At 59.5% G+C, this 22101-nt stretch carries 18 protein-coding genes and 1 pseudogene; 3 read left to right on the top strand and 16 right to left on the bottom strand.

The window, feature by feature from the left end; genetic code table 11:
* Positions 1-181: 181 nt before the first annotated feature.
* Entirely contained in the window at positions 182-934 is a 753-nt protein-coding gene (gene cutC, locus D7S44_RS08370; RefSeq protein WP_120453817.1) for a copper homeostasis protein CutC, read from the bottom strand.
* A gap of 84 nt (positions 935-1018) precedes the next feature.
* Here cutC and D7S44_RS08365 point away from each other — a divergent pair, with 84 nt between their 5' ends.
* The gene (locus tag D7S44_RS08365) at positions 1019-2164 is read left to right on the top strand and encodes a MalY/PatB family protein (protein ID WP_120453815.1); all 1146 of its coding nucleotides are present in this window, start codon (positions 1019-1021) and stop codon (positions 2162-2164) included.
* Here the strand turns inward: D7S44_RS08365 and D7S44_RS08360 are convergent.
* On the bottom strand, positions 2161-2727 hold the full coding sequence (locus D7S44_RS08360; RefSeq protein WP_120454208.1) for a VOC family protein: 567 nt from the start codon (positions 2725-2727) through the stop codon (positions 2161-2163). The genes D7S44_RS08365 and D7S44_RS08360 overlap by 4 nt on opposite strands.
* Positions 2728-3035: 308 nt before the next feature.
* Between D7S44_RS08360 and D7S44_RS23995 the strand changes: the two genes are divergently transcribed.
* Positions 3036-3158 (top strand): hypothetical protein, encoded by a 123-nt coding sequence (locus D7S44_RS23995; RefSeq protein ID WP_255729570.1) that lies wholly within the window; start codon positions 3036-3038, stop codon positions 3156-3158.
* 198 nt (positions 3159-3356) lie between these two features.
* A complete protein-coding gene (argS, locus tag D7S44_RS08355) occupies positions 3357-5087 on the top strand; it encodes an arginine--tRNA ligase (RefSeq protein ID WP_120453813.1) in 1731 nt (576 codons plus the stop codon).
* 171 nt (positions 5088-5258) lie between these two features.
* Here argS and flhE read toward each other — a convergent pair whose 3' ends face one another.
* The 14 genes and pseudogenes from flhE to motA form a co-directional block, all read right to left on the bottom strand.
* Complete coding sequence (gene flhE, locus D7S44_RS08350) at positions 5259-5663, bottom strand: flagellar protein FlhE (RefSeq protein WP_120453811.1); 405 nt, start codon at positions 5661-5663, stop codon at positions 5259-5261.
* Positions 5663-7756, bottom strand: a complete 2094-nt coding sequence (gene flhA, locus D7S44_RS08345; RefSeq protein ID WP_120453809.1) for a flagellar biosynthesis protein FlhA — start codon at positions 7754-7756, stop codon at positions 5663-5665. The genes flhE and flhA overlap by 1 nt, the downstream gene beginning before the upstream one ends.
* Positions 7749-8900 (bottom strand): flagellar biosynthesis protein FlhB, encoded by a 1152-nt coding sequence (gene flhB, locus D7S44_RS08340; protein ID WP_120453808.1) that lies wholly within the window; start codon positions 8898-8900, stop codon positions 7749-7751. The genes flhA and flhB overlap by 8 nt, the downstream gene beginning before the upstream one ends.
* A 159-nt stretch (positions 8901-9059) precedes the next feature.
* A complete protein-coding gene (gene cheZ / locus D7S44_RS08335; RefSeq protein ID WP_120453806.1) occupies positions 9060-9704 on the bottom strand; it encodes a protein phosphatase CheZ in 645 nt (214 codons plus the stop codon).
* A gap of 9 nt (positions 9705-9713) precedes the next feature.
* Complete coding sequence (gene cheY / locus D7S44_RS08330; RefSeq protein ID WP_120453804.1) at positions 9714-10103, bottom strand: chemotaxis response regulator CheY; 390 nt, start codon at positions 10101-10103, stop codon at positions 9714-9716.
* A 39-nt stretch (positions 10104-10142) separates the two neighbouring features.
* Complete coding sequence (locus D7S44_RS08325; protein ID WP_120453802.1) at positions 10143-11192, bottom strand: protein-glutamate methylesterase/protein-glutamine glutaminase; 1050 nt, start codon at positions 11190-11192, stop codon at positions 10143-10145.
* Positions 11189-12064 (bottom strand): protein-glutamate O-methyltransferase CheR, encoded by an 876-nt coding sequence (gene cheR, locus D7S44_RS08320; protein ID WP_120453800.1) that lies wholly within the window; start codon positions 12062-12064, stop codon positions 11189-11191. The genes D7S44_RS08325 and cheR overlap by 4 nt, the downstream gene beginning before the upstream one ends.
* Positions 12065-12149: 85 nt before the next feature.
* Positions 12150-13812 (bottom strand): annotated as a pseudogene (locus D7S44_RS08315) (methyl-accepting chemotaxis protein).
* 183 nt (positions 13813-13995) lie between these two features.
* Positions 13996-15654 (bottom strand): methyl-accepting chemotaxis protein, encoded by a 1659-nt coding sequence (locus D7S44_RS08310; RefSeq protein ID WP_120453798.1) that lies wholly within the window; start codon positions 15652-15654, stop codon positions 13996-13998.
* Positions 15655-15848: 194 nt separating this feature from the next.
* Positions 15849-17504, bottom strand: coding sequence for a methyl-accepting chemotaxis protein (locus D7S44_RS08305; protein ID WP_120453796.1), 1656 nt, complete (start codon positions 17502-17504; stop codon positions 15849-15851).
* A 153-nt stretch (positions 17505-17657) separates the two neighbouring features.
* Complete coding sequence (gene cheW, locus D7S44_RS08300; RefSeq protein WP_120453794.1) at positions 17658-18155, bottom strand: chemotaxis protein CheW; 498 nt, start codon at positions 18153-18155, stop codon at positions 17658-17660.
* Positions 18156-18177: 22 nt separating this feature from the next.
* The gene (gene cheA / locus D7S44_RS08295) at positions 18178-20172 is read right to left on the bottom strand and encodes a chemotaxis protein CheA (protein ID WP_179256401.1); all 1995 of its coding nucleotides are present in this window, start codon (positions 20170-20172) and stop codon (positions 18178-18180) included.
* A gap of 10 nt (positions 20173-20182) precedes the next feature.
* Positions 20183-21130, bottom strand: a complete 948-nt coding sequence (gene motB, locus D7S44_RS08290) for a flagellar motor protein MotB (RefSeq protein WP_120453791.1) — start codon at positions 21128-21130, stop codon at positions 20183-20185.
* Positions 21127-22014 carry a flagellar motor stator protein MotA gene (gene motA, locus D7S44_RS08285; RefSeq protein WP_120453789.1) on the bottom strand — a complete coding sequence of 296 codons (888 nt, stop codon included), beginning with the start codon at positions 22012-22014 and terminating at the stop codon, positions 21127-21129. Before motA ends, motB begins: the two co-directional genes overlap by 4 nt.
* Positions 22015-22101: the final 87 nt, after the last annotated feature.

The following is a 22101-nucleotide window of genomic DNA, read 5'->3' as shown; positions in this document are numbered from 1 at the left end:
AAAATTATCCTGAAAAAGGCGCGACAGCCTGGAGCCAAACCCTGAGGGAATGACGGCGGCAACCTGCGCCCGGCAGAAAATATTTAACCGCGGATAAAAAGAACCCCAGCAAGATGGCTGGGGTTTGGTACTTGCAAACATCACGTCATAAGGCGTGCTGCGCGGCAAAATCTGTGGTGATTCAGGCTACCCTGACGGTATTGAGCTGCATCACGCTTTTCATGGCTTCCACCACATCGCTATCCACGCAGTAACGGCTGAACTCATCCATTTCGGCTTCGGAACACATGGAGACACCGGCTTTACGGTAACGCATCGGTGAGGTTACGAGGCGGCTGGCAGAGCTGTGAACCTCGCTAAGTCCGCTGTCCAGGAACTTTTGCAGGTTACTGAGGCGTACGCCAGCACCAGCCATAATGATTGGACCTTCGCTCTGTTCATTAAGTTCCCTTAATAAAGCAATTCCGTTTTCCGCGCTCTGCTGCTGGCCGGAGGTCAGAATGCGCGCCACACCCAGCGCCGTTAATTCTTCCAGCGCGCGGTTTGGACTGTGGCACAGGTCGAAAGCGCGATGAAACGTCACCTGTACACCGTCGCACAGCGCCATAATCTGCCGCATGCGCGATCGATCGATATGCGCCTCCTCATCCAGCATGCCAATCACCAGGCCAGGAAACCCCATTTCGCATATTCTCGCCACGTCGGATTTCATGATTTCGAATTCACGCGCGGTATAGCAAAAGTCGCCGCCGCGCGGTCGGACGATAGGATGAACCGGAATCGATATTTCACGTCGTGCCGCCTCCAGTGAACCGGCGGAAGGCGTCAGGCCGCCTTCGCGCGGTCCGGCGCACAGCTCAACGCGGTCAGCGCCGGCCTGCTGCGCCGTCATGGCGCAATCCACGCCGTAGCAGCAAATTTCCAGTGTGGTCATCAGTTCCTCCTTTCATGACGTCTGGCTCGACACAGGGCGATAAGATAGTCTGATTACAAAATCAGTTTACGTGGAAAACAGCACATGGCATTTAATTTTGACCAACGGATAGACCGTCGTCACAGCGATAGCCTGAAATGGAACAAATATAGTGACCAGGATGTGCTTCCACTGTGGGTAGCGGACACCGATTTTCGCTCGCCGGAGTGCATTATCGAGGCCATAAAAAACCGCGCCGATCATGGCGTTTTTGGTTATGGCGGGCGACCAACGGGATTGACAGAGGCGGCGATCGCGCGCTTTGAGCAGCGCTACCAGTGGAAAGTAGAGCCGGAGTGGATTGTGGTGCTGCCCGGCGTGGTGAGCGGGCTTAATCTGACGGTGCGCGCCATGACCCTGCCCGATGAGCGTTCGATCGCCCCTTCACCCATTTATCCGCCGTTTCGCGGCGCGGCAAAGCTGGCGGAGCGCGAGCAGATCCATCTGCCGCTGACGCTGCAGGCGGGACGCTGGGTAGTTGACCTCAGCCAGGCGGCGTCCCTGCTTAACGGCAAAGAGAAGCTGTTACTGTTGTGCAACCCGCAAAATCCCGGCGGTACGGTCTATCGCCGCGACGAGCTGGAAGCGCAGCTGGCCTTTGCCCGTCAGCACGATTTGATCGTCTGTTCTGATGAGATCCACTGCGATCTGCTGCTGGAGCCTGGCGCGCGCCATATCCCCTTCGCCAGCCTGAGTGAAGACGCCGCACAGCGCAGTATTACGCTGATCTCTCCCTCCAAGAGCTTCAATATCGCCGGGCTTGGCGCCTCGCTGGCGATTATTCCCAATGCTGAACTGCGGGCGCGCTTTAAACAGGCGCGCTACGGCATCGTGCCCGAGGTCGATATTCTGGCGCTGGTCGCCGCCGAAGCGGCCTGGCGCGGCGGTGATGACTGGCTGGACGCGCAGCTCGCCTATCTGCGCATTAGCCGCGACCGGCTGCATGCCGCCGTCAATGCGCTACCGGGGCTGTCGATGGCCCGGCCGGAGGCGACCTATTTAGGCTGGATAGACTGTCACGGGCTGGATGTCGCCAGCCCGGCGCTCTATTTTGAAAAATGGGGCCTGGGCTTTTCACCCGGACGCGATTTCGGCGACGACCGCTTTGTGCGCTTTAACTTCGGCTGCACGCACGCCACGCTGGAAGAGGCGCTCGTCCGGCTGCGCGCCGCCATCGCCGCGCGCGCTTAACCCGCCTCGCTGGCGACAATCTCCTCCAGCCGCCACGGATGAAATTTTATCGTGGTTTGCCCGTCGGTCACCGCCAGGGTTGGGTTAGGTAGCCGATCGCTTTCGCCCTTTGGCGAGCTGGTTTTGAAAGAGATGCCCGGCTGCGTCAGCGCATCGTCGCTAAGCAGCGCCATCGCGCGCACGCCCAGCGTCTGGTGATCGCCGCGCAGCACAATCTCCACATGCTCAAAGCCTTCGTGGCGATAGCGCTTCTCCCCCGGCCAGGGCAGTTCGATAACGTCCAGCTGCCAGCCGTTGAGCAGCAGTGGCTGATGCAGTTTAAACAGGCAGACAGGCCGCCCGTTTATCATCGCCTCGGAAAACAGCGTTCCGATCTTCAATAGTCCTTCTTTCCAGCGTTCGGCAGTGCTGTTTTGATGACAGCGTACCGCGATATGGTCAGCCTCAAGCGCCGCTAAGTTTAATCCGAGGCGGTCTGCGAATTGTTGCAGTGAAGCGCTGAAGCGCGCCAGATCCTTCTCTAAGTCCTGTAATTCAGAGGGAAATGTTGGGTTGGAAATCATAAAACGTCTCTGTTTGTTTAAGTTTTTTAATAAATACAAAGTCCCGCCAGCCCTGCTTCGGCTGCGATAAGATGTTAAGAATCATCCGATTTGACCGTAATTTTGCTGCAAAACCACGTAATAAGCCCTTTTAATTCGGATTTATCCCGACTTCAGGTCCAGCAGTTGCTGGATGAAAGTGACCTAAGCTACTGATAATTATCATATTCATTAATACAATAAGATAACTCTTATTTGCCAGCCAAACAATTGCAGCCACACCGCCTTTCTTATAGATTTGACCTAACACAACTACAAGGAATGGCTCTATGTTCATGCTCATTGTTGTCGCAGTCCTGATCGCACTGATGGGATTTGCAATTTCCCGCCACTGGAAGGTGCGTGAAGACAAAAGCGTCAAAAATCCACGTCGTCATCTTCGCCGTCGCTAATCTCCGTTTCGGGAAACCGGCCTGACGCCGTTTCCCCGCACGCTCTCTTGCGCGGCGGCTGCTGACGCAACGAGACATTTCACGTATACTTCCCCCTCTTCTTTTTTCCATTCTGCGCGGCCTGCGGGCGCGTCGGCAGGATGAGGACAACGGCTCGCTGCGCGGCAGACGGGCCTTTTAGCAGATGAAGGTAATGCGGTGAATATTCAGGCTCTTCTTTCCGAAAAAGTCAGTCAGGCGATGATTTTAGCCGGTGCGCCGGTCGACTGCGACCCCCAGGTTCGTCAGTCCGCCAGGGTTCAGTTTGGGGATTATCAGGCGAACGGCATTATGGCCGTCGCAAAAAAGCTGGGTCAGGCGCCGCGACAGCTGGCTGAAAGCGTGATTACGCATCTTGACCTGAAAGGCATCGCCAGCAAAGTGGAGATCGCCGGGCCGGGCTTTATCAATATTTTTCTCGACCGCGACTGGCTGGCCGCACAGGCGAAACTGGCGCTAACGCAGCCGCGCCTGGGCGTTGCCGCCGTTGAACCGCAAACTATCGTTGTTGACTACTCTGCGCCGAACGTGGCGAAAGAGATGCACGTCGGCCATGTCCGCTCCACCATTATCGGCGACGCCGCGGTGCGCACGCTGTCGTTTCTTGGTCACAACGTCATCCGCGCCAACCATGTCGGCGACTGGGGCACCCAGTTCGGCATGCTGATCGCCTACCTTGAGAAGCAGCAGAACGAGCATCATGAAGATATCGCGCTGGCTGACCTCGAAGCCTTCTACCGTGAAGCCAAGCGCACCTACGACGAAGACGAAGCTTTCGCCGAGCGCGCGCGCGCCTATGTCGTTAAGCTGCAGGGCGGCGACGAATATTGCCGCGCCATGTGGAAGAAGCTGGTCGATATTACCATGGGCCAGAACCAGCTGATCTACGACCGACTGAACGTGACCCTGACGCGCAAGGATGTGATGGGCGAAAGCCTCTATAACGATATGCTGCCGGGCATCGTCGAGGATCTGCGCGCCAAAGGGCTGGCGGTGACCAGCGAAGGCGCGACCGTCGTGTTCCTGGACGAGTTCAAAAATAAAGAAGGCGAGCCGATGGGGGTCATCATTCAGAAGAAAGATGGCGGCTACCTTTACACCACGACCGATATCGCCTGCGCCAAATATCGCTATGAGACGCTGCATGCCGATCGCGTGCTTTACTACATCGATTCGCGCCAGCACCAGCATCTGCAGCAGGCATGGACCATCGTTCGCAAGGCGGGCTATGTGCCGGAATCCGTTCCGCTGGAGCACCACGCTTTCGGCATGATGCTGGGCAAAGATGGCCGTCCGTTCAAAACCCGCAGCGGCGGCACCATTAAACTGGCCGATCTGCTGGAAGAGGCGCACGATCGCGCGCTGACGCTGGTGCGCGAGAAGAACCCGGAAATGGATGAAGCGGAGCTGCAGCAGCTGGCGGAAGTGGTCGGCATCGGTGCCGTGAAGTACGCCGATCTGTCGAAAAGCCGCACCACCGATTACATCTTCGACTGGGACAACATGCTGGCGTTTGAGGGCAATACCGCGCCTTATATGCAGTACGCCTATACTCGCGTGCTCTCGGTGTTCCGTAAAGCGGGCGTCGAGGTTGACAGCATTGACGCGCCACTGGCAATTACCGAAGATCGCGAAGCGCAGCTGGCGACGCGCCTGCTGCAGTTTGAAGAAACCATCATTCAGGTGGCGCGCGACGGTACGCCGCATGTTATGTGCGCCTATCTCTACGATCTGGCTGGGCTCTTCTCTGGCTTCTATGAGCACTGCCCTATCCTCAGCGCGGAAGATGAGGCCACGCGCCAGAGCCGCCTGCAGCTGGCAGCGCTGACGGCGAAGACGCTGAAGCAGGGCCTGGATACCTTAGGTATTAAGACCGTAGAACGGATGTAACAAACGGCTAAAAGGTTTAGCGAGCGGATAGCATGGACTGAAGAGCAAAGCGTCCCGCGACAGGGATGTCGCGGGCCGAGCGCGCAGGGATGCCTTGAGCGACTTTGCGATCAGACCATGCTATCCGCGTCTGCGTCTGAGCCACAAAAAACCCCGCTTCGGCGGGGTTTTTTAGTTCTGGTAATTGACCATCACTTCGCTGCTCAGCACCTGCAGGCCCGGCGGCAACGCCCCTCTGCCCGCCACGCCAAACACCATATAGAGCGTTTCGCCCGCGTTGAGCTGCGCCAGTTCGCGCGTCGCGCCGCTACTGCCCTCCAGCGTGGCGCAACGCTGCGCGCCGCACAGCCTGACCTGTAAACCCGACGGCGCAGGGCCGGTGAGCTGATAACGCCAGTTAATAATATTAACCGAACCGGAAATGCCCGGCGGCGCGCGCAGCGGCTTTGATCTGACCCAGCCGCCACGATTGCTTAACGCCGGGCCGCTGACGCTGGCCTGCCACGCGCCCGAGGCAGCGTAAAGCGGCAAAGCTGTCAGCGACAGCAGCGCCAGTCCCCAGCACCAGCGGCGCATTATTTGCCTCCAATGGTGGCGGTCATACGGATCTGGCGATTGTCGGTCAGCTCCATATTAGAGAGCACCACCAGCTGCGGCAGATTGCGGCGCAGGAAGCGTGCCAGCAGCGCGCGCAGCGGATGGTTGACCAGCAGCACCGGCGGCGCGCCCAGCATCTCCTGACGCTGCAGCGCGGCCTGCGCCTGCTCCAGCAGCCGGTCGGCCAGACCCGGCTCCAGCCCGCCGCCGCCCTGCAGTGCCTGCAGCAGCAGACGCTCCAGCGTGGTATCAAGGCCGATCACCTGCACTTCGTCATTGCCAGGGAACCACTGCTGCGTAATGGCGCGGCCCAGAGCCACGCGCACTACGCTGGTCAGTTCCTGCGGATCGTTCTGCACCGGCGCGTGCTCCGCCAGGGTTTCGATAATCGTACGCATATCGCGGATCGAGACGCGCTCGGTCAGCAGGTTTTGCAGCACCTTGTGCAGCGTGGTCAGGGTAATCACGCCCGGCACCAGATCTTCCGTCAGCTTCGGCATCTCCTGACTGACGCGATCGAGCAGCTGCTGCGCTTCCTGACGGCCAAAGAGCTCACTGGCGTACTGGCCAATCAGATGGTTCAGGTGCGTCGCCACCACGGTGCTGGCTTCCACCACGGTAAAGCCCTGGATCTGCGCCTGCTCTTTCAGCGCACTGTCGATCCAGATGGCAGCCAGGCCGAACGCCGGATCGACAGTCGCCTCGCCCGGCAGCGTGCCCGCCGCCGTTCCCGGGTTGATCGCCATCCAGCGGCCAGGATAGGCGTCGCCGCTGCCAATCTCGACCCCTTTCATCAGAATGCGGTAGCGCGCGGGCGGCAGCTCCATATTGTCGCGGATATGCACCACCGGCGGCAGAAAGCCGACATCCTGCGCCACCTTTTTACGGATGCTGCGGATACGACCCAGCAGCTCGCCGTTCTGCGCGTGATCGACCATCGGGATCAGACGATAGCCGACTTCCATCCCCAGCGTATCCTCCAGCTGCACGTCGGTCCAGGAAGCCTCGGTGCTGGCTGGCGTATCTGAAGGTTTCATGATAGAGCTGCTGGCAGCTTCCGGGTTCTTCTTCGCTTCCATCTCGCGGCCGCGCATCCACCATGCCAGGCCGAGCAGCGCGGCGGTAAAGAGCAGGAACACAAAGTTCGGCATGCCGGGCACCAGACCCAGCAGGCCCAGCACGCCGGCACTCAGCAGCATTACGCGCGGGTTTTTGAACAGCTGCCCCACCATCTGCTCGCCGACATCCTGATCGGTGCCAACGCGGGTCACAATGACGCCCGCCGCGGTGGAGATCACCAGCGCCGGGATCTGGGCCACCAGACCGTCACCGATAGTCAGCAGCGTGTAGGTTTCCGCAGCATGGCCGATATCCATACCGTGCTGAACGACGCCCACCAGCAGACCGCCGATGATATTGATGACCATGATAAGAATGCCGGCGATGGCGTCGCCGCGTACGAACTTACTCGCACCGTCCATTGAGCCGTAGAAATCTGCTTCCTGCGTCACTTCGGTACGTCGCTTTTTCGCCTCCTCTTCGCCGATCAGGCCCGCGTTGAGATCGGCGTCGATCGCCATCTGTTTACCCGGCATGCCGTCCAGCACGAAGCGCGCGCCCACTTCCGCGATACGCCCCGCACCTTTGGTGATAACCATAAAGTTAATGACCACCAGGATGACGAACACCACGATACCGATGGCGAAGTTGCCGCCGACGAGGAAGTGGCCGAACGCCTCTACCACGCGTCCAGCTGCGCCGCCGCCAGTATGGCCTTCCATCAGGATGATACGGGTCGAGGCGACGTTCAGCGCCAGCCGCAGCAGCGTCGAGAAAAGCAGAATGGTGGGAAAGGCGGCGAACTCCAGCGTGCGCTGGGTGAACATCGCCACCAGCAGCACCATAATCGAGAGCGCGATATTAAAGGTGAACAACAGATCGAGGATGAAGGCGGGCAGCGGCAGCACCATCATCGACAGGATCATCATAATCAACACAGGACCGGCAAGCACCTGCCACTGTGTCTCTTTCAGGTTGTTTGGTAAACGCAGTTTTGCGGCCAGGTTAGCCATCGTTTCGCTTCTCTCCTGCAAAGTCCATCTCTGCCGGAACCGGCAGGTTTTTCGGTTTGTTCGGGATCAGGCCGCCTTCGCGCTTCCAGCGACGCAGCTGCCAGACCCAGGCCAGCACTTCCGCCACCGCCGCATAGAGCGCGCCGGGGATCTGCTGACCAATCTCAGTATGCCGGTAGAGCGCGCGCGCCAGCGGCGGCGCCTCCAGCAGCGGAATGCGGTGTTCTGCGGCAAGTTCGCGGATCTTTAACGCCACCTCGCCCGCCCCTTTCGCCACGACTTTCGGCGCGCTCATCTTTTTCTCGTTGTACTGCAGCGCCACGGAGTAGTGCGTCGGGTTGGTAACGATAACGTCAGCTTTAGGCACATCGGCCATCATGCGGCGGCGCGCGGCGGCGCGCATCGCCTGGCGAATGCGCCCTTTAACGTGCGGGTCGCCTTCCTGCTGTTTGAATTCGTCGCGGATCTCCTGGCGCGACATGCGCAGCTTTTTGTAATAGCTGTAGAGCTGCCAGAAAACGTCGTAGCCCACCATGGGGATCAGGCCCAGGATCACCAGCGAACAGCAGGCGGCGATCATCCCCAGCCCGTGCATCAGCGCGTTGGAGGGCGACTGGCTGATCAGACGCAGCATCTCGCTCCAGTGCGACCAGATGTACCAGCCACCGACGCTCCCCACCAGCACCGCTTTCAGAATGCCTTTGAACAGCTCGGTCCAGGCCTGGGCAGCGAACATGCGGGAAAAACCCGGCAGCGGGTTGAGCTTTGTAAAATCCATCTTGATCGATTTGCCACTGATGACGATACCGCCCAGCAGCATCGGCGCGGCGATCGCCACCAGCACCAGCCCGCCCATCAATGGCAACAGCGCCATGACCGCCTGGCCGACCAGGCTGCTGATATGGCCGATGATTAGCTTGCTGTCGTTCACCATGCCGTGGTCGAAACGCAGCCCGGAAGCGACCATCGCGGCCAGCTGGCGCGCCATCAGCGTGCCGCCCAGCCAGAGGGTCAGGAGACCTGCCAGCAGCATCAGCACCGACGTCAGCTCGCGCGAACGCGGAATCTGTCCCTCCTCACGCGCTTTTTCAAGTCGGTGGGGTGTGGGCGATTCTGTTTTGTCCTCGTCGCTCTCTTCAGCCACGACAAACCTCAGTGGGTAGGAATTCTGAGCACAGCATGCCAAAGTACGCGGCGGTTAAAGCGGGGATTAAGCGGGGAAAAAGCGAGTTAATTTCGCCATAAGGCAAACGCGTATCGATCGGGAGGCGTTGCGCCTCCCGATCGGGGGGTAAAACCAGCCTCAGAAACCCAGGCTGTCCAGCAGGTCGTCTACCTGATCTTGACTGGAAACGATGCCCGGCGCATCGGCATGAATTTGCGGGCCATTCAGCAGGCTCGAGCTTTGCTGACGCTGCTCGGCGCTGACTTCCGGCATATTCTCCAGCAGCACCATCAGCAGCTGACGCTCAATTTCCTGAATCACATCCATCATGCGCTTGATCACCTGACCCGTAAGGTCCTGGAAATCCTGCGCCATCATGATTTCGAGCAGCTGCTTGTTGGTAAATGAGGTGTGTCCCGGTACCGCAGAAAGAAACTCGCGAGTATCCGAAACCAACTCACGGGCATCCGCCAGCTCAATCGGGTTCTCAAACCATGCGTCCCAGCGGCCTTTCAGCTGGCTGGCACCAGCCTCCATTTTGTCCTGATGCGGCTGCGCGGCTTCAACGCAGTTAAGGGCGCGGTCGGCAGCCTGCGCGGTCATCTGTACGACATAATCCAGACGGTCACGCGCGTCGGGGATCGCCTCCGCCGCTTCGGCAATCGCCTGGTCCAGTCCCAGTTCACGCAGGCTGTCGCGCAGCATGCGAGTCAGAGATCCGATCCGGGTAATGATGTCTTGCGCCGTGGCGGCATCCTCAGTTGATTTCGGAAGGTCGCTCATCACATCTCCTTACATACCCAGTTTTTCGAAGATTTTGCCTAACTTTTCTTCCAGCGTGGCGGCGGTGAATGGCTTCACCACATAACCGCTGGCGCCGGCCTGCGCGGCCGCGATAATGTTCTCTTTTTTCGCTTCCGCGGTCACCATCAGCACCGGCAGCTGGCCCAGCGTGCCGTCGGCGCGAATGGTCTGCAGCAGCTGCAGGCCATCCATGTTCGGCATGTTCCAGTCGGAGATGACGAAGTCGAAGCCGCCCGCGCGCAGTTTAGAGAGCGCATCAACGCCGTCTTCCGCCTCTTCGACGTTATTGAATCCCAGCTCTTTCAGCAGGTTACGCACAATACGACGCATCGTGTTGAAGTCGTCAACCACCAAAAAGCGCATGTTTTTATCAGCCATAATTACTCCTGTGTTATCTCGCCCGGCAGGACGGGCCTGTTAAATACGCAGTGCCTGTCCGGCGCTAATTTTTGCCAGCATATGCTGGCTGATGTTGCCTAAATCCACGACTTCGCTCACACCGCCACTGGCGATGGCTTCTCGCGGCATACCAAATACCACGCAGGACGCTTCGCTCTGCGCGATGGTCCAGGCGCCGGCGCGGTGCATTTCCAGCATGCCCGCCGCGCCGTCGTTGCCCATGCCGGTGAGGATGACGCCCACCGCGTTACGTCCGGCGTTGATGGCTACCGATTTGAACAACACATCCACGGAGGGCTTGTGGCGGTTCACCGGCGGCCCTTCATTCAGTTTCACTACATAGTTCGCCCCGCTGCGCGCCAGCTCCATATGCATCGCGCCCGGCGCGATATAGGCGTGCCCTGGCAAAATGCGCTCGCCGTCTTCCGCCTCTTTCACCGTAATCTGGCAGAGCTTGTTGAGACGCTCGGCGAAGGATTTGGTAAAGCCCGGCGGCATATGCTGGGTGATCATCAGCGCAGGGCTGGTCGGCGGCAGCGGCTGCAGCACGTGGCGAATCGCTTCGGTGCCGCCGGTTGACGAGCCGATGGCGATCAGCTTTTCGCTGCTGAGCAGCGGACCCGCTTTTAAGGTCACCGGCGCCGGCATCGTCGGACGGGCGTGCAGTCGCGCGCGCGCCGCCGCGCGGATCTTGTCGGCGATCATCTGGCTATAGGCCAGCATCCCTTCGCGAATGCCGAGCTGCGGTTTGGTGACGAAATCCACCGCTCCCAGCTCCAGCGCGCGCAGCGTTATCTCCGAGCCTTTGCCAGTCAGCGACGAGACCATCACCACCGGCATCGGACGCAGACGCATCAGTTTTTCCAGAAAGTCGAGGCCGTCCATGCGCGGCATCTCCACGTCCAGCGTCAGCACCTGCGGGTCGTACTGCTTGATTAAATCGCGGGCGACCAGCGGATCGGGCGCGGTAGCCACCATCTCCATATCGGGATGACTGTTGATGATCTCGGTCATCAGCTGTCGCATCAGCGCGGAGTCGTCCACGCACATTACGGTGATTTTGCTCATCGTCTTTCCTTCGTCAGTCCATAGACGGTTTGTCCGCGCAGCCAGAACTCTTTGCTAATCTGACTGAAATTCTCTGAGTGACCGGCAAAGAGCAGACCGCCCGGCTTCAGCAGGGGAACAAACCGACGCAGAATTTTCTCCTGCGTCTCTTTATCGAAATAGATCATTACGTTGCGGCAGAAGATCGCATCAAACGGCCCTGGCAGTGCCCATTCGTTCGCCAGCAGGTTGAGCTGGGCGAAGCTGACGCTGTGCGCCAGTTCCGGGCGTACGCGCACCATCCCGGCATGCGGGCCGGTGCCGCGCAGGAAAAAGCGCTGCAGCTGCTGCGGCGACAACGTACGCAGCTCCTCCTGGCGATAGACGCCGGCGACCGCTTTTTCCAGCACCTGAGTATCGATATCGCTGGCGTGCACCTGAAACTTGCCTGGCCCGGCGCCCAGCGTTTCCGCCAGCGTCATCGCGATCGAGTAAGGCTCTTCGCCGGTCGAGGCCGCCGCGCACCAGACGTTAAAGCTGCCAGAACGCTTGCGCGCATGTTCCGCCAGAATCGGGAAATGGTGCGCCTCGCGGAAAAATGCCGTCAGGTTGGTGGTCAGCGCATTGATAAAGGCCTGCCATTCCGCGCTGTTGACGTCGTTCTCCAGCAGAGCCAGATAGCGGCCAAAGTCATCAATGTTCAGCGTGCGCAGACGACGCACCAGACGGTTGTAGACCATTTCGCGCTTGTGGTCGGCCAGCACAATGCCAGCTCGCTGATAGATCAGCTGGCTGATACGACGAAAGTGTGTATCCGAAAGCGGCAGGCGTTGAACCATCTGCGAGAGCATGGTTGTCGCTTCGTTTTGATCCAGTAGCGTCGATTTCTTCATTTCAGGTCACCTGGCACTGTACTTAATTCATTAGATTCTGCTGCTATGCCGGGCGGCGTTGCCGCCGACCCGGCCATCCAGGCGATTAAAAGGTTTCCCAGTTGTCGTCGCTACGACCGACCGCCGCGCGGGAAGCCGCTACTGGCGCATCCAGACGTAGACTTTTCGACGCCGTAGTTCTGTTAACGGCCTGGCCGACAAATTCTTTACCGATATTGAACACAGAAACCGCCTGTTTCAGTCGGCTGGCCTGATCTTCCAGCGATGCGGCCGCCGAAGCGGACTCTTCCACCAGCGCGGCGTTCTGCTGTGTGACGCGATCCATCTCCGTCACCGCCAGACCGACCTGATCGATGCCGCGGCTCTGCTCGTCCGACGCCGAGGCGATTTCGCCCATGATGTCGGTCACGCGCGTTACCGCGCTGACGATATCGCTCATGGTCTCGCCCGCGGTGCCTACCAGCTGCGAGCCGGCATTAACGCGGTTCACCGAGTCCTCAATCAGTGACTTAATCTCTTTCGCCGCCTGAGCGCTGCGCTGCGCCAGGCTGCGCACCTCGCCCGCCACCACGGCAAAGCCGCGGCCCTGCTCGCCCGCACGCGCCGCTTCTACCGCCGCGTTCAGCGCCAGGATATTGGTCTGGAAGGCGATGCCGTCGATGACGCTGGTGATATCGGCAATCTTCTTCGAGCTGCCGGCGATGTCGCTCATGGTTTTCACCACGCCATCCACCACCTTGCCGCCCTGCTGCGCGGTTTCCGAGGCGAGAGGCCTGACGGGCGTTCTCGGCGTTCTGCTTCACGGTAGCGGTCAGCTGCTCCATGCTGGCGGCGGTCTGCTCCAGCGACGCCGCCTGCTCTTCGGTACGGGAAGAGAGATCGTTATTGCCGACGGCGATCTCGCTGGCGCCGGTATAGATGGCGTCCGCGCCGTCGCGTACGGTGGAGACGGTGCGCGCCAGCTCCTGCTGCATATGCTGCAGCGCCCCGAGCAGATCGCCCAGTTCGTTGCGTACGCTAAAGGTAACCGGCTGCGTCAGGTCGCCGCGCGCGATATGGCGGATATGCTCGATGCTCTGCTTCAGCGGAGCGATCAGCGAGCCGCGCATTACCGTCCAGACCAGCAGACTTATCAGCAGTGACAGGATCACCAGGCCGAGCGCCATCATGATGGCGTGGTCGTAAGCGGTGTTATTGGTCTCGACGCCCTGCTGCGCCAGCAGCTGGTTATGACTCTGCCAGGCGTTATAGTCTTTCTGGAATTTATCCTGAAAACCCTGAGTAGGCTGGTCGACGAAACCTTTGAAATTGCCCGTGCCGAGAAAGCCGATCAGCTCGGCCAGCGCATCGCGATAGGCTTTGTAGTTTGCCTGCAGGGCCACCACGTTATCTGCGGTTTTCCCCTGTTCAGATAAGTTCGCGTTAAAGTCGGCGAACCCCTGATCGGCTACCTTCAGCTCCTCGTTGGCCAGCGCTACCAGATCCTGCACCGTCGCGCCGGAACCGGCATGTTGGCTGTCCAGCAGATAGCGGATCCCGGCCCGGTTCAGCGTGTTGCGCGCCTGAACCAGGGAAACCCATGAGGTGCCCATCGCCTGTTGCAACGTCGCGAGACGCTGGTTATAGGCAAAATTCTCTTTGTCGGCTTTCACCGTTTTAAAAAAAGCGCTTCCGGAAACGAGCTGCAGCAGGATAAACAGCGCCAGCACACCCAGCAGGCCAGAGACAACGCGTACTCGATTAAACATAAACACCTCATTGGTTGGCGGAACGCATCAGTTATCGGCGTCAGTGAAGGGATCTTTATGTGGCTAAGGCGGGATTGAAGCCGCAGGCGTTAAAAAAGAGAGGCCGCCCGCATTCGGGTGCGATCGGGGCGGAAACAGGCAGAGATAAAAAGGCCCGCGTCCCTGCGGGCAGAGGGTTCCAGGTTAGAAGGTTTCCCAGTTTTCGCCAGAGGCGGGCGCAGTCAACGCCGGGCGCGCTGGCGCGGCCGTAAGCGCGCGCGCTGGCATGCGCGGCGCCTGGGTGGCGCGCGGGATCTTGAAGACCGCCACCGACTGGCTCAGGCGGCTTGCCTGATCTTCCAGCGACGCGGCCGCCGAGGCGGACTCCTCCACCAGCGAAGCGTTCTGCTGTGTGACGCGATCCATCTCCGTTACCGCCTGTCCGACCTGGTCGATGCCGCGGCTCTGCTCGTCCGACGCCGAGGCGATTTCGCCCATGATGTCGGTTACGCGCGTCACCGCGCCAACGATCTCGCCCATGGTGTCGCCCGCGGTGCCTACCAGCTGCGATCCGGCATTGACGCGGTTTACCGAGTCCTCAATCAGCGACTTGATCTCTTTCGCCGCCTGAGCGCTGCGCTGCGCCAGGCTGCGCACCTCGCCTGCTACCACGGCGAAACCGCGGCCCTGCTCGCCCGCGCGCGCCGCTTCTACCGCGGCGTTCAGGGCCAGAATGTTGGTCTGGAAGGCGATGCCGTCGATGACGCCGGTAATATCGGCGATCTTCTTCGAGCTGCCCGCAATCTCGCTCATGGTTTTCACCACGCCGTCGACCACATCGCCGCCTTTACGCGCGGTTTCCGAGGCGCTCAGCGCCAGCTGCGACGCCTGCCGCGCATTTTCGGCGTTCTGCTTCACGGTGGCGGTCAGCTGCTCCATGCTGGCAGCGGTCTGCTCCAGCGACGCCGCCTGCTCTTCGGTGCGGGCGGAGAGATCGTTGTTGCCCGCCGCGATTTCGCTGGCGCCGCTGAGGATGGCGTCGGAGCCGTCGCGCACGTTGCTGACGGTGCTCACCAGCGCCTGCTGCATCTCCTGCAGGCCGTTCGCCAGCTGGCTCATCTCGTTACGTCCTTCCACCGCAATCGGCTGAGTGAGATCGCCCGCCGCAATGGTGCGAATATGGGTCAGCAGCTGACGCAGCGGCTGGATCAGTACATGTCGCAGGCCAAACCAGCAGGCGACGACCACGCCGGTCACCAGCAGCGCCACGGCCGCCAGCAGCCACATCATCTGCACAAACGCACGCTGATTCTGCTCCGCGCCCTGCGCGGCAAGCATCGTCTGCTTCGTGCGCCATTCGCTGTAGGCATCCTGCATATTGGTCTGGATCTGTTCGATATTGAATCGGAACATCCCCTCCAGATCGCGCGCTTTCAGGCGCTCCAGCATACCGGCCAGGCCATCGTGATAGCTGGCGTACTGCGCCTCCAGCTTATCCCGCAGCGCCACGTCAAGGCCGGGCGTAGAGGGCAGATCGTAATAGATTTTGAAGTTGCGATCGGCCTGCGCCAGCTGTTGTTCCGTTTGTTGCACCAGCTGATCTAACTGACCGCCGTTAATCTGCGCCGCCGTGCTGCTCTGCAGCCTCAGCATGGCGCGGTTGAGGGTGATGCGCGTCTGGTTAAGCGCGATCCACGCATCGGTCATCGCCGTCACGTTTTGGGTAGAGACCTGCGCCAGCGCAAAGGCATCTTTATCTTTCTGAAGCGCAGACCAGAACAGCCCGCCCGACGTCAGCTGCAGCAGGCTAAAAATCGCCAGCACGGCGATCAGGCTGGTCACCACTTTAATTCGTTTCAACATATCGTTTTCCCGGGAGTCATAAAAAATCGTGCAGGCTCTCTATCGGCGCAATATCGCCAGATCTGAGCCTGTTTAGCTGTTTTTACCGTTTTGAAGGTTTTGTAAGCGGAACGTGAAGCTGGATTGCATTGAAACGGCTAAAAAAATACCGGGCTAACGCCCGGTATTAATATATGCCTGTACGCTTGGCCTGATCAGAAGGTTTCCCAGTTGGCATCGCTGCCGGGTGCGGCCAGCGCCTTGCGTGGCGCAGCTGGGCTGGTTACCGGTGCCGCGATCTGGGCGTGCCGCGTGCCGCCAGCCGCCACCGCGCGCGGGATCTTGAAGACCGCCACCGACTGGCTCAGGCGGCTCGCCTGCGACTCCAGCGAGGCTGCCGCGGCTGCCGACTCTTCCACCAGCGAGGCGTTCTGCTGCGTGACGCGATCCATCTCCGTTACCGCCTGTCCGACCTGGTCGATACCGCGGCTCTGCTCGTCCGACGCAGAGGCGATTTCGCCCATAATGTCGGTCACGCGCGTTACCGCATTGACGATATCGCTCATGGTTTCACCCGCGGTGCCTACCAGCTGCGAGCCGGCATTGACGCGGTTCACCGAGTCTTCAATCAGTGACTTGATCTCTTTCGCCGCCTGGGCGCTACGCTGCGCCAGGCTGCGTACCTCGCCCGCCACCACGGCAAAGCCGCGACCCTGCTCGCCCGCACGCGCCGCTTCTACCGCCGCGTTCAGCGCCAGGATATTGGTCTGGAAGGCGATGCCGTCAATGACGCTGGTGATATCGGCAATCTTCTTCGAGCTGCCTGCGATATCGCTCATGGTTTTCACCACGCCGTCCACCACATTGCCGCCTTTTTGCGCCGTTTCCGAGGCAGAGGCCTGACGGGCGTTCTCGGCGTTCTGCTTCACGGTAGCGGTCAGCTGCTCCATGCTGGCGGCGGTCTGCTCCAGCGACGCCGCCTGCTCTTCGGTGCGGGCAGAGAGATCGTTGTTGCCCGCAGAGATTTCGCTGGCGCCGGTAAAGATGGCATCGGAGCCGTCGCGCACGTTGCTGACGGTACTCACCAGCGCCTGCTGCATCTCATGCAGGCTGGCGGCCAGCTGGCTCATTTCGTTGCGCCCTTCCACCACAATCGACTGGGTCAGGTCGCCCTGCGCAATCTGCTGAATGTGGGCGATATTAGCGTTCAGCGGGTTGATCAGCACGCGACGCAGGCCAATCCAGCACAGCACGATAACCACTGCCACCAGCGCCATGATAGTGCCGAGGATCCAGAGCATGCGCGTGTAGGCGCTGGCATTTTTCTCTACGCCCAGCTCGGAGAGGTGCGCCTGGTTGGCGCGCCATTCGGTGTAGATCTTAAGGAATGCGTTCTGGTTAGGCGCGACCGGCACCGTGCCCGCTTCGGCGAGGTTATTAGCTTCCAGCGCCGTCTGCATCTGCGCCAGCGCGGTCGCATAGGCGCCATAGGCGTCCATCAGACGGTTATTGAGCGCCGCATCCTGTCCCGGCGTGTCCGGCGTCGCTTTGAACAGCTCGAAGTTTTTGGCTGCCGTTTGCTGGAAGTTCTGACTGTCGGTAAACAGCGACGTGATATCCGGCGCTTTGCCATCCACCTTACTGCTGGCGATGCGCAGCTGGATACGCGTCAGCACTACGCGGCTCTGGTTGAGGCTCATATAGGCGTCGTTAAGCGCCTGAAGGTTTTTGCTGGCAAGCTGCGATACGTTAAAGCTGGTTTTATCATCGCTTAATGCAGAGAAGAACACTGCTCCTGAAAAAGCCTGGAACAGGCCAAACATCAGTAAAACCAGTAATAAACTGGTGACTACGCGAATTTTGGTTAACATAAGGAGCCCTGGGAAAGTAGAAGATAAAGCAATAAAGGTATCGGCGGGGAGCGGGATATATTTAGCGCGCTAAGGATAAATAAAATATGTTTCTGTTTGATTCCAAAGATAAATAATCACAGGCCGGTTTCACCCCGGCCTGTGAAAAGAGGCTTACGCGCTGCGCAGCGTATCCATCAGCGCCATCTCTTCGCTGCTCAGCAGCTTCTCGATATCCACCAGAATCAGCATACGCTCGCCGAGCGCGCCGAGACCGGTCAGGTATTCGGTAGACATGGTGACGGCGAACTCCGGCGCAGGACGGATCTGATCCTGCGTCAGCGACAGCACGTCAGAGACGCCGTCTACCACAATGCCGACCACGCGCTGTACCAGATTCAGCACGATAACCACGGTGTTATCGTTGTACTCGACGTCCGGCTGGGAAAACTTCACGCGCAGGTCGATAATCGGCACGATAACGCCGCGCAGATTGGTGACGCCTTTAATAAACTCCGGCGTATTGGCGATGCGCGTGACCTGATCGTAGCCACGGATCTCCTGCACCTTAAGAATATCGATTCCGTACTCTTCGTCTCCCAGCGTAAATACCAGGAACTCCTGGCCGACGGTTTCGCCGGCGATTTTGGTCACGGTTGCCATTCCAGTCATTTTTCTACCCTTTTGTTATCAGTCAGGCGGCCGCGCCGGCCACACGTTTTTCACGGTTGAGCGATTGCAGCGCCGACACGTCAACGATCAGCGCGACGCTGCCGTCGCCGAGGATGGTGGCGGCGGAGATGCCAGGCACCTTGCGATAGTTGCTCTCCAGGTTTTTCACGACGACCTGGTGCTGGCCAATGAGCTGATCGACCAGCAGCGCGTAACGCTTGCCCGCGCTCTGCAGAATAACGACGATACCCTGCGTCGCTTCGGTTTTCGCGCCCTGGACGTCAAACACATTCCACAGCTCGACCAGCGGCAGGTATTCGCCGCGCACTTCCAGCACGCACTCGCCGCCCGCCAGCGGCTTCAGCTCTTCGCTGCGCGGCTGCAGAGATTCCATTACCGCGTTGAGCGGCAGGATAAAGACTTCGTCCGCGACGCGTACTGACATACCGTCGAGGATCGCCAGCGTCAGCGGCAGCAGGATACGGATAGTAGTGCCTTTGCCCTGCTTCGAGGCAATTTCCACATGGCCGCCCATCTCCTGAATGTTTCGCTTTACCACATCCATACCAACGCCGCGGCCCGATACGTCGGTAACCTGTTCAGCGGTTGAGAAGCCCGGCGCGAAGATCAGCATGCCGACCTCTTCGTCGCTCATGTTTTCGCTGACCGGCAGGCCAGACGAGAGCGCTTTGGCGAGGATGCGCTCGCGGTTCAGGCCAGCGCCGTCGTCAGAGACTTCGATACAGATGTTGCCGCCCTGATGTTCCGCCGACAGCGTCAGATTACCGGTCGCCACTTTGCCCGCCGCCAGACGTTTTTCCGGCGACTCGATGCCGTGATCCAGACTGTTGCGCACCAGGTGCGTTAAGGGGTCGATAATACGTTCGATCAGGCTCTTATCGAGTTCGGTCGAGCTGCCAAGCAGCGTCAGTTCCACCTCTTTGCCCAGCTTGCTCGCCAGATCGCGCACCAGACGCGGGAAGCGGCTGAATACATACTCCATCGGCATCATACGAATCGACATGACCGATTCCTGCAGATCGCGCGCGTTGCGCTCCAGCTGGCCCATGCTGTTCAGCAGATCGCCGTGAGCGACCGGATCGAGTTCGCCGGAGCGCTGCGCCAGCATTGACTGGGTAATAACCAGTTCGCCGACCAGGTTAATCAGCTGATCAACCTTTTCCACTGCGACGCGGATGCTGCTCGATTCGCTGCTTTTCGCTGGCGCGGCGGCGCGTTTGGCTTCGCGCTTGGCAACCGGCAGTTCGCTGACGCTGGCGCTCTGAACCGGCGCGGCTTCAACGACCGGCGCAGGAGCGACCGGCGCAGGTTCGGCGACCGGCGCGGCTTCAGCGGCGTCCGCTTGCGGGAAGCGGATCTGCCCTTCTTCGATAACGAAGCAAAGTACCGCCACGATGTCGTCTTTACCGACGCCGTCGATAGTCGCTTCGAGAGAGTCGTTGCCCTTCACCACGTTGCTTAAGCTGCCGAGATTACTCAGCTCTTCCAGCATCAGGTCGACCTCTTTCTCTTTGAGGTTGACCAGCTGCACGCGCAGGCCGCTGCTGGCCGGCGCTTCTGGCGCGGCAGCTGCAGCAGGCGCGGTGGCAGGTGCCGCGACCGGCAGGCCTTTCGCTTCTAACGCCAGCTGGCGCAGCGCTTCGCAGATGTAGTTAAAGCTTTCCGCGTTCGGCTCCTGCGCGGTTTTATAGGCATCGAGCTGTTCCTGCATAATATCTTTAGTTTCCAAAAACAGGTTGATGATGTCGGTGCTGAGCTGCATCTCGCCGCGACGAGCACCATCCAGAATGTTTTCCAGAATGTGGGTGGTTTCCTGTAATACCGTAAAACCGAAGGTTCCGGCTCCGCCCTTTATCGAGTGGGCGGCGCGGAAGATGGCATTAAGCTGCTCGGAGTCTGGCTCCTGGGGATCGAGCCCCAGCAGATGCTGCTCCATATCAGCTAATAGCTCATCGGCCTCATCGAAAAACGTCTGGTAAAAATCGCTGATGTCCATGCTCACGGGATCACCTCGGCTGTGAGGGGGCTGCTGTGTTTACCGGGCTGCTGCTTTGCGGCACAGGCGGCGCGGTAATCTTTTCAATGGCCGCCGGATCGCTCACCTGTACGGCGTCGCTCTCGGCGTTCTCTTTTTCAATTGCTGCTTCAGTGTCGTGGTTCAACACCAGCAGGCTGATGCGGCGGTTAACGGCATCGTTGCCGCCGCGGTTTTTCAGTTTCATGGTGTCGGCCATGCCCACCACGCGCAGCACTTTGCCGCCGTCGAGGCCGCCCAGCACCAGTTCGCGGCGCGAGGCGTTGGCGCGATCGGCTGAAAGCTCCCAGTTGCTGTAGCCGCGGTCGCCATTCGCGTACTGAAAATCGTCGGTATGGCCCGCCAGGCTGATGCGGTTGGGAATATCGTTTAGCAGCGGCGCGATGCCGCGCAGGATATCGCGCATATAGGGTTCGACTTCCGCGCTGCCGGTCTTAAACATCGGCCGGTTCTGGCTGTCGATAATCTGGATGCGCAGCCCCTCGTCCACCATGTTAATAATCAGATGCGGGCGCAGCGCCTTCAGACGCGGGTCCGCCTCAATCAACTGATCCAGCTTTTCACGCAGGCGATTCAGGCGAATGTCATCCAGCTTGCGCTTCTGCTCATCCATATTGACGACCTTTTTTACTTCGCCCTGGATACGGGTGGCGTCATCGCCGCCGCCCGGGATTGGGCTGTCGCTGTCGCTACTGCGCTTGCCGCCGGTCAGCGCGACCTTCAGCGGCGTTTTAAAATATTCGGCAATCTGCACCAGCTCCTGCGGACTGGAGATGGAGATCAGCCACATCACCATAAAGAAGGCCATCATCGCCGTCATAAAGTCGGCGTAGGCGATCTTCCACGAGCCATGGCCGCCTTCGTGGCCTTTATGCTTGCGCTTTTTGATCACCACTATGGGGCGGTTGCCGTGCTTCATGCATTTTCGTCCGAAGTCTGTTTAGCCGGATTTTTTGCGTTGCGTACGTGCTCTTCCAGTTCGCTGAATGACGGGCGCTCGGTGGAATAAAGCGTCTTACGACCAAACTCCACCGCAATCTGCGGCGCATAGCCATTGAGGCTGGAGAGCAGCGTGACCTTAATGCACTGCATCATCTTGGTGGTCTCAGCGCACTTCTGGCGCAGTACCGACGCCAGCGGCGAAATAAAGCCGTACGCCAGCAGGATGCCGAGGAATGTCCCGACCATCGCGTGCGCTACCAGCGCGCCCAGCTCAGCGGCCGGACGATCGGCGGAGGCCAGCGCGTGCACCACGCCCATGACCGCCGCCACGATGCCGAAGGCGGGCAGACCGTCGCCAACCGCAGCTAAACTTTGCGCTGGCGCTTCGCATTCGTGTTCGTAGGTCTCGATCTCTTCATCCATCAGCGCCTCAATCTCAAAGGCGTTCATGTTGCCGCTGACCATCAGACGCAAATAATCGGTAATAAAATCCACTAGCTGTTTATCGGCGAGAATACGCGGATAATTAGCAAAGATTTCGCTTTGTGCCGGATCTTCAATATCGCGCTCCAGCGACAGCATGCCTTGCTGGCGCGATTTGGCCATCAGGCGATAAAGCAGCGCCATCAAATCCATATAGAGAGCTTTGTTGTATTTCGAGCCGCGCATCAGCTTCGGCAGCGATTTTAATGTCTTTTTAATTGACTTGCCGTTATTGCCGACTAAAAAAGCGCCAGCAGCAGCACCGCCGATAATTAACAGCTCGGAAGGCTGATAAAGCGCGCCGAGATGGCCGCCCACCAACATATATCCGCCCAACACGGATGCGACAACAACGATATAACCCAATAAGATCAGCACAAAAACATCCTTACGTCCGTAACGTGTTGGTGGAAGTTAAGCCAGAGAGCCGCAGGCGTTATTCAAATCGTGGGCAAAAAAAAAGCA

The organism is Pantoea piersonii (assembly GCF_003612015.1).
GTDB lineage: Bacteria > Pseudomonadota > Gammaproteobacteria > Enterobacterales > Enterobacteriaceae > Pantoea > Pantoea piersonii.
Note: the sequence above shows the minus strand (reverse complement) of the source record. Positions and strands in the feature narration are given on the sequence as shown.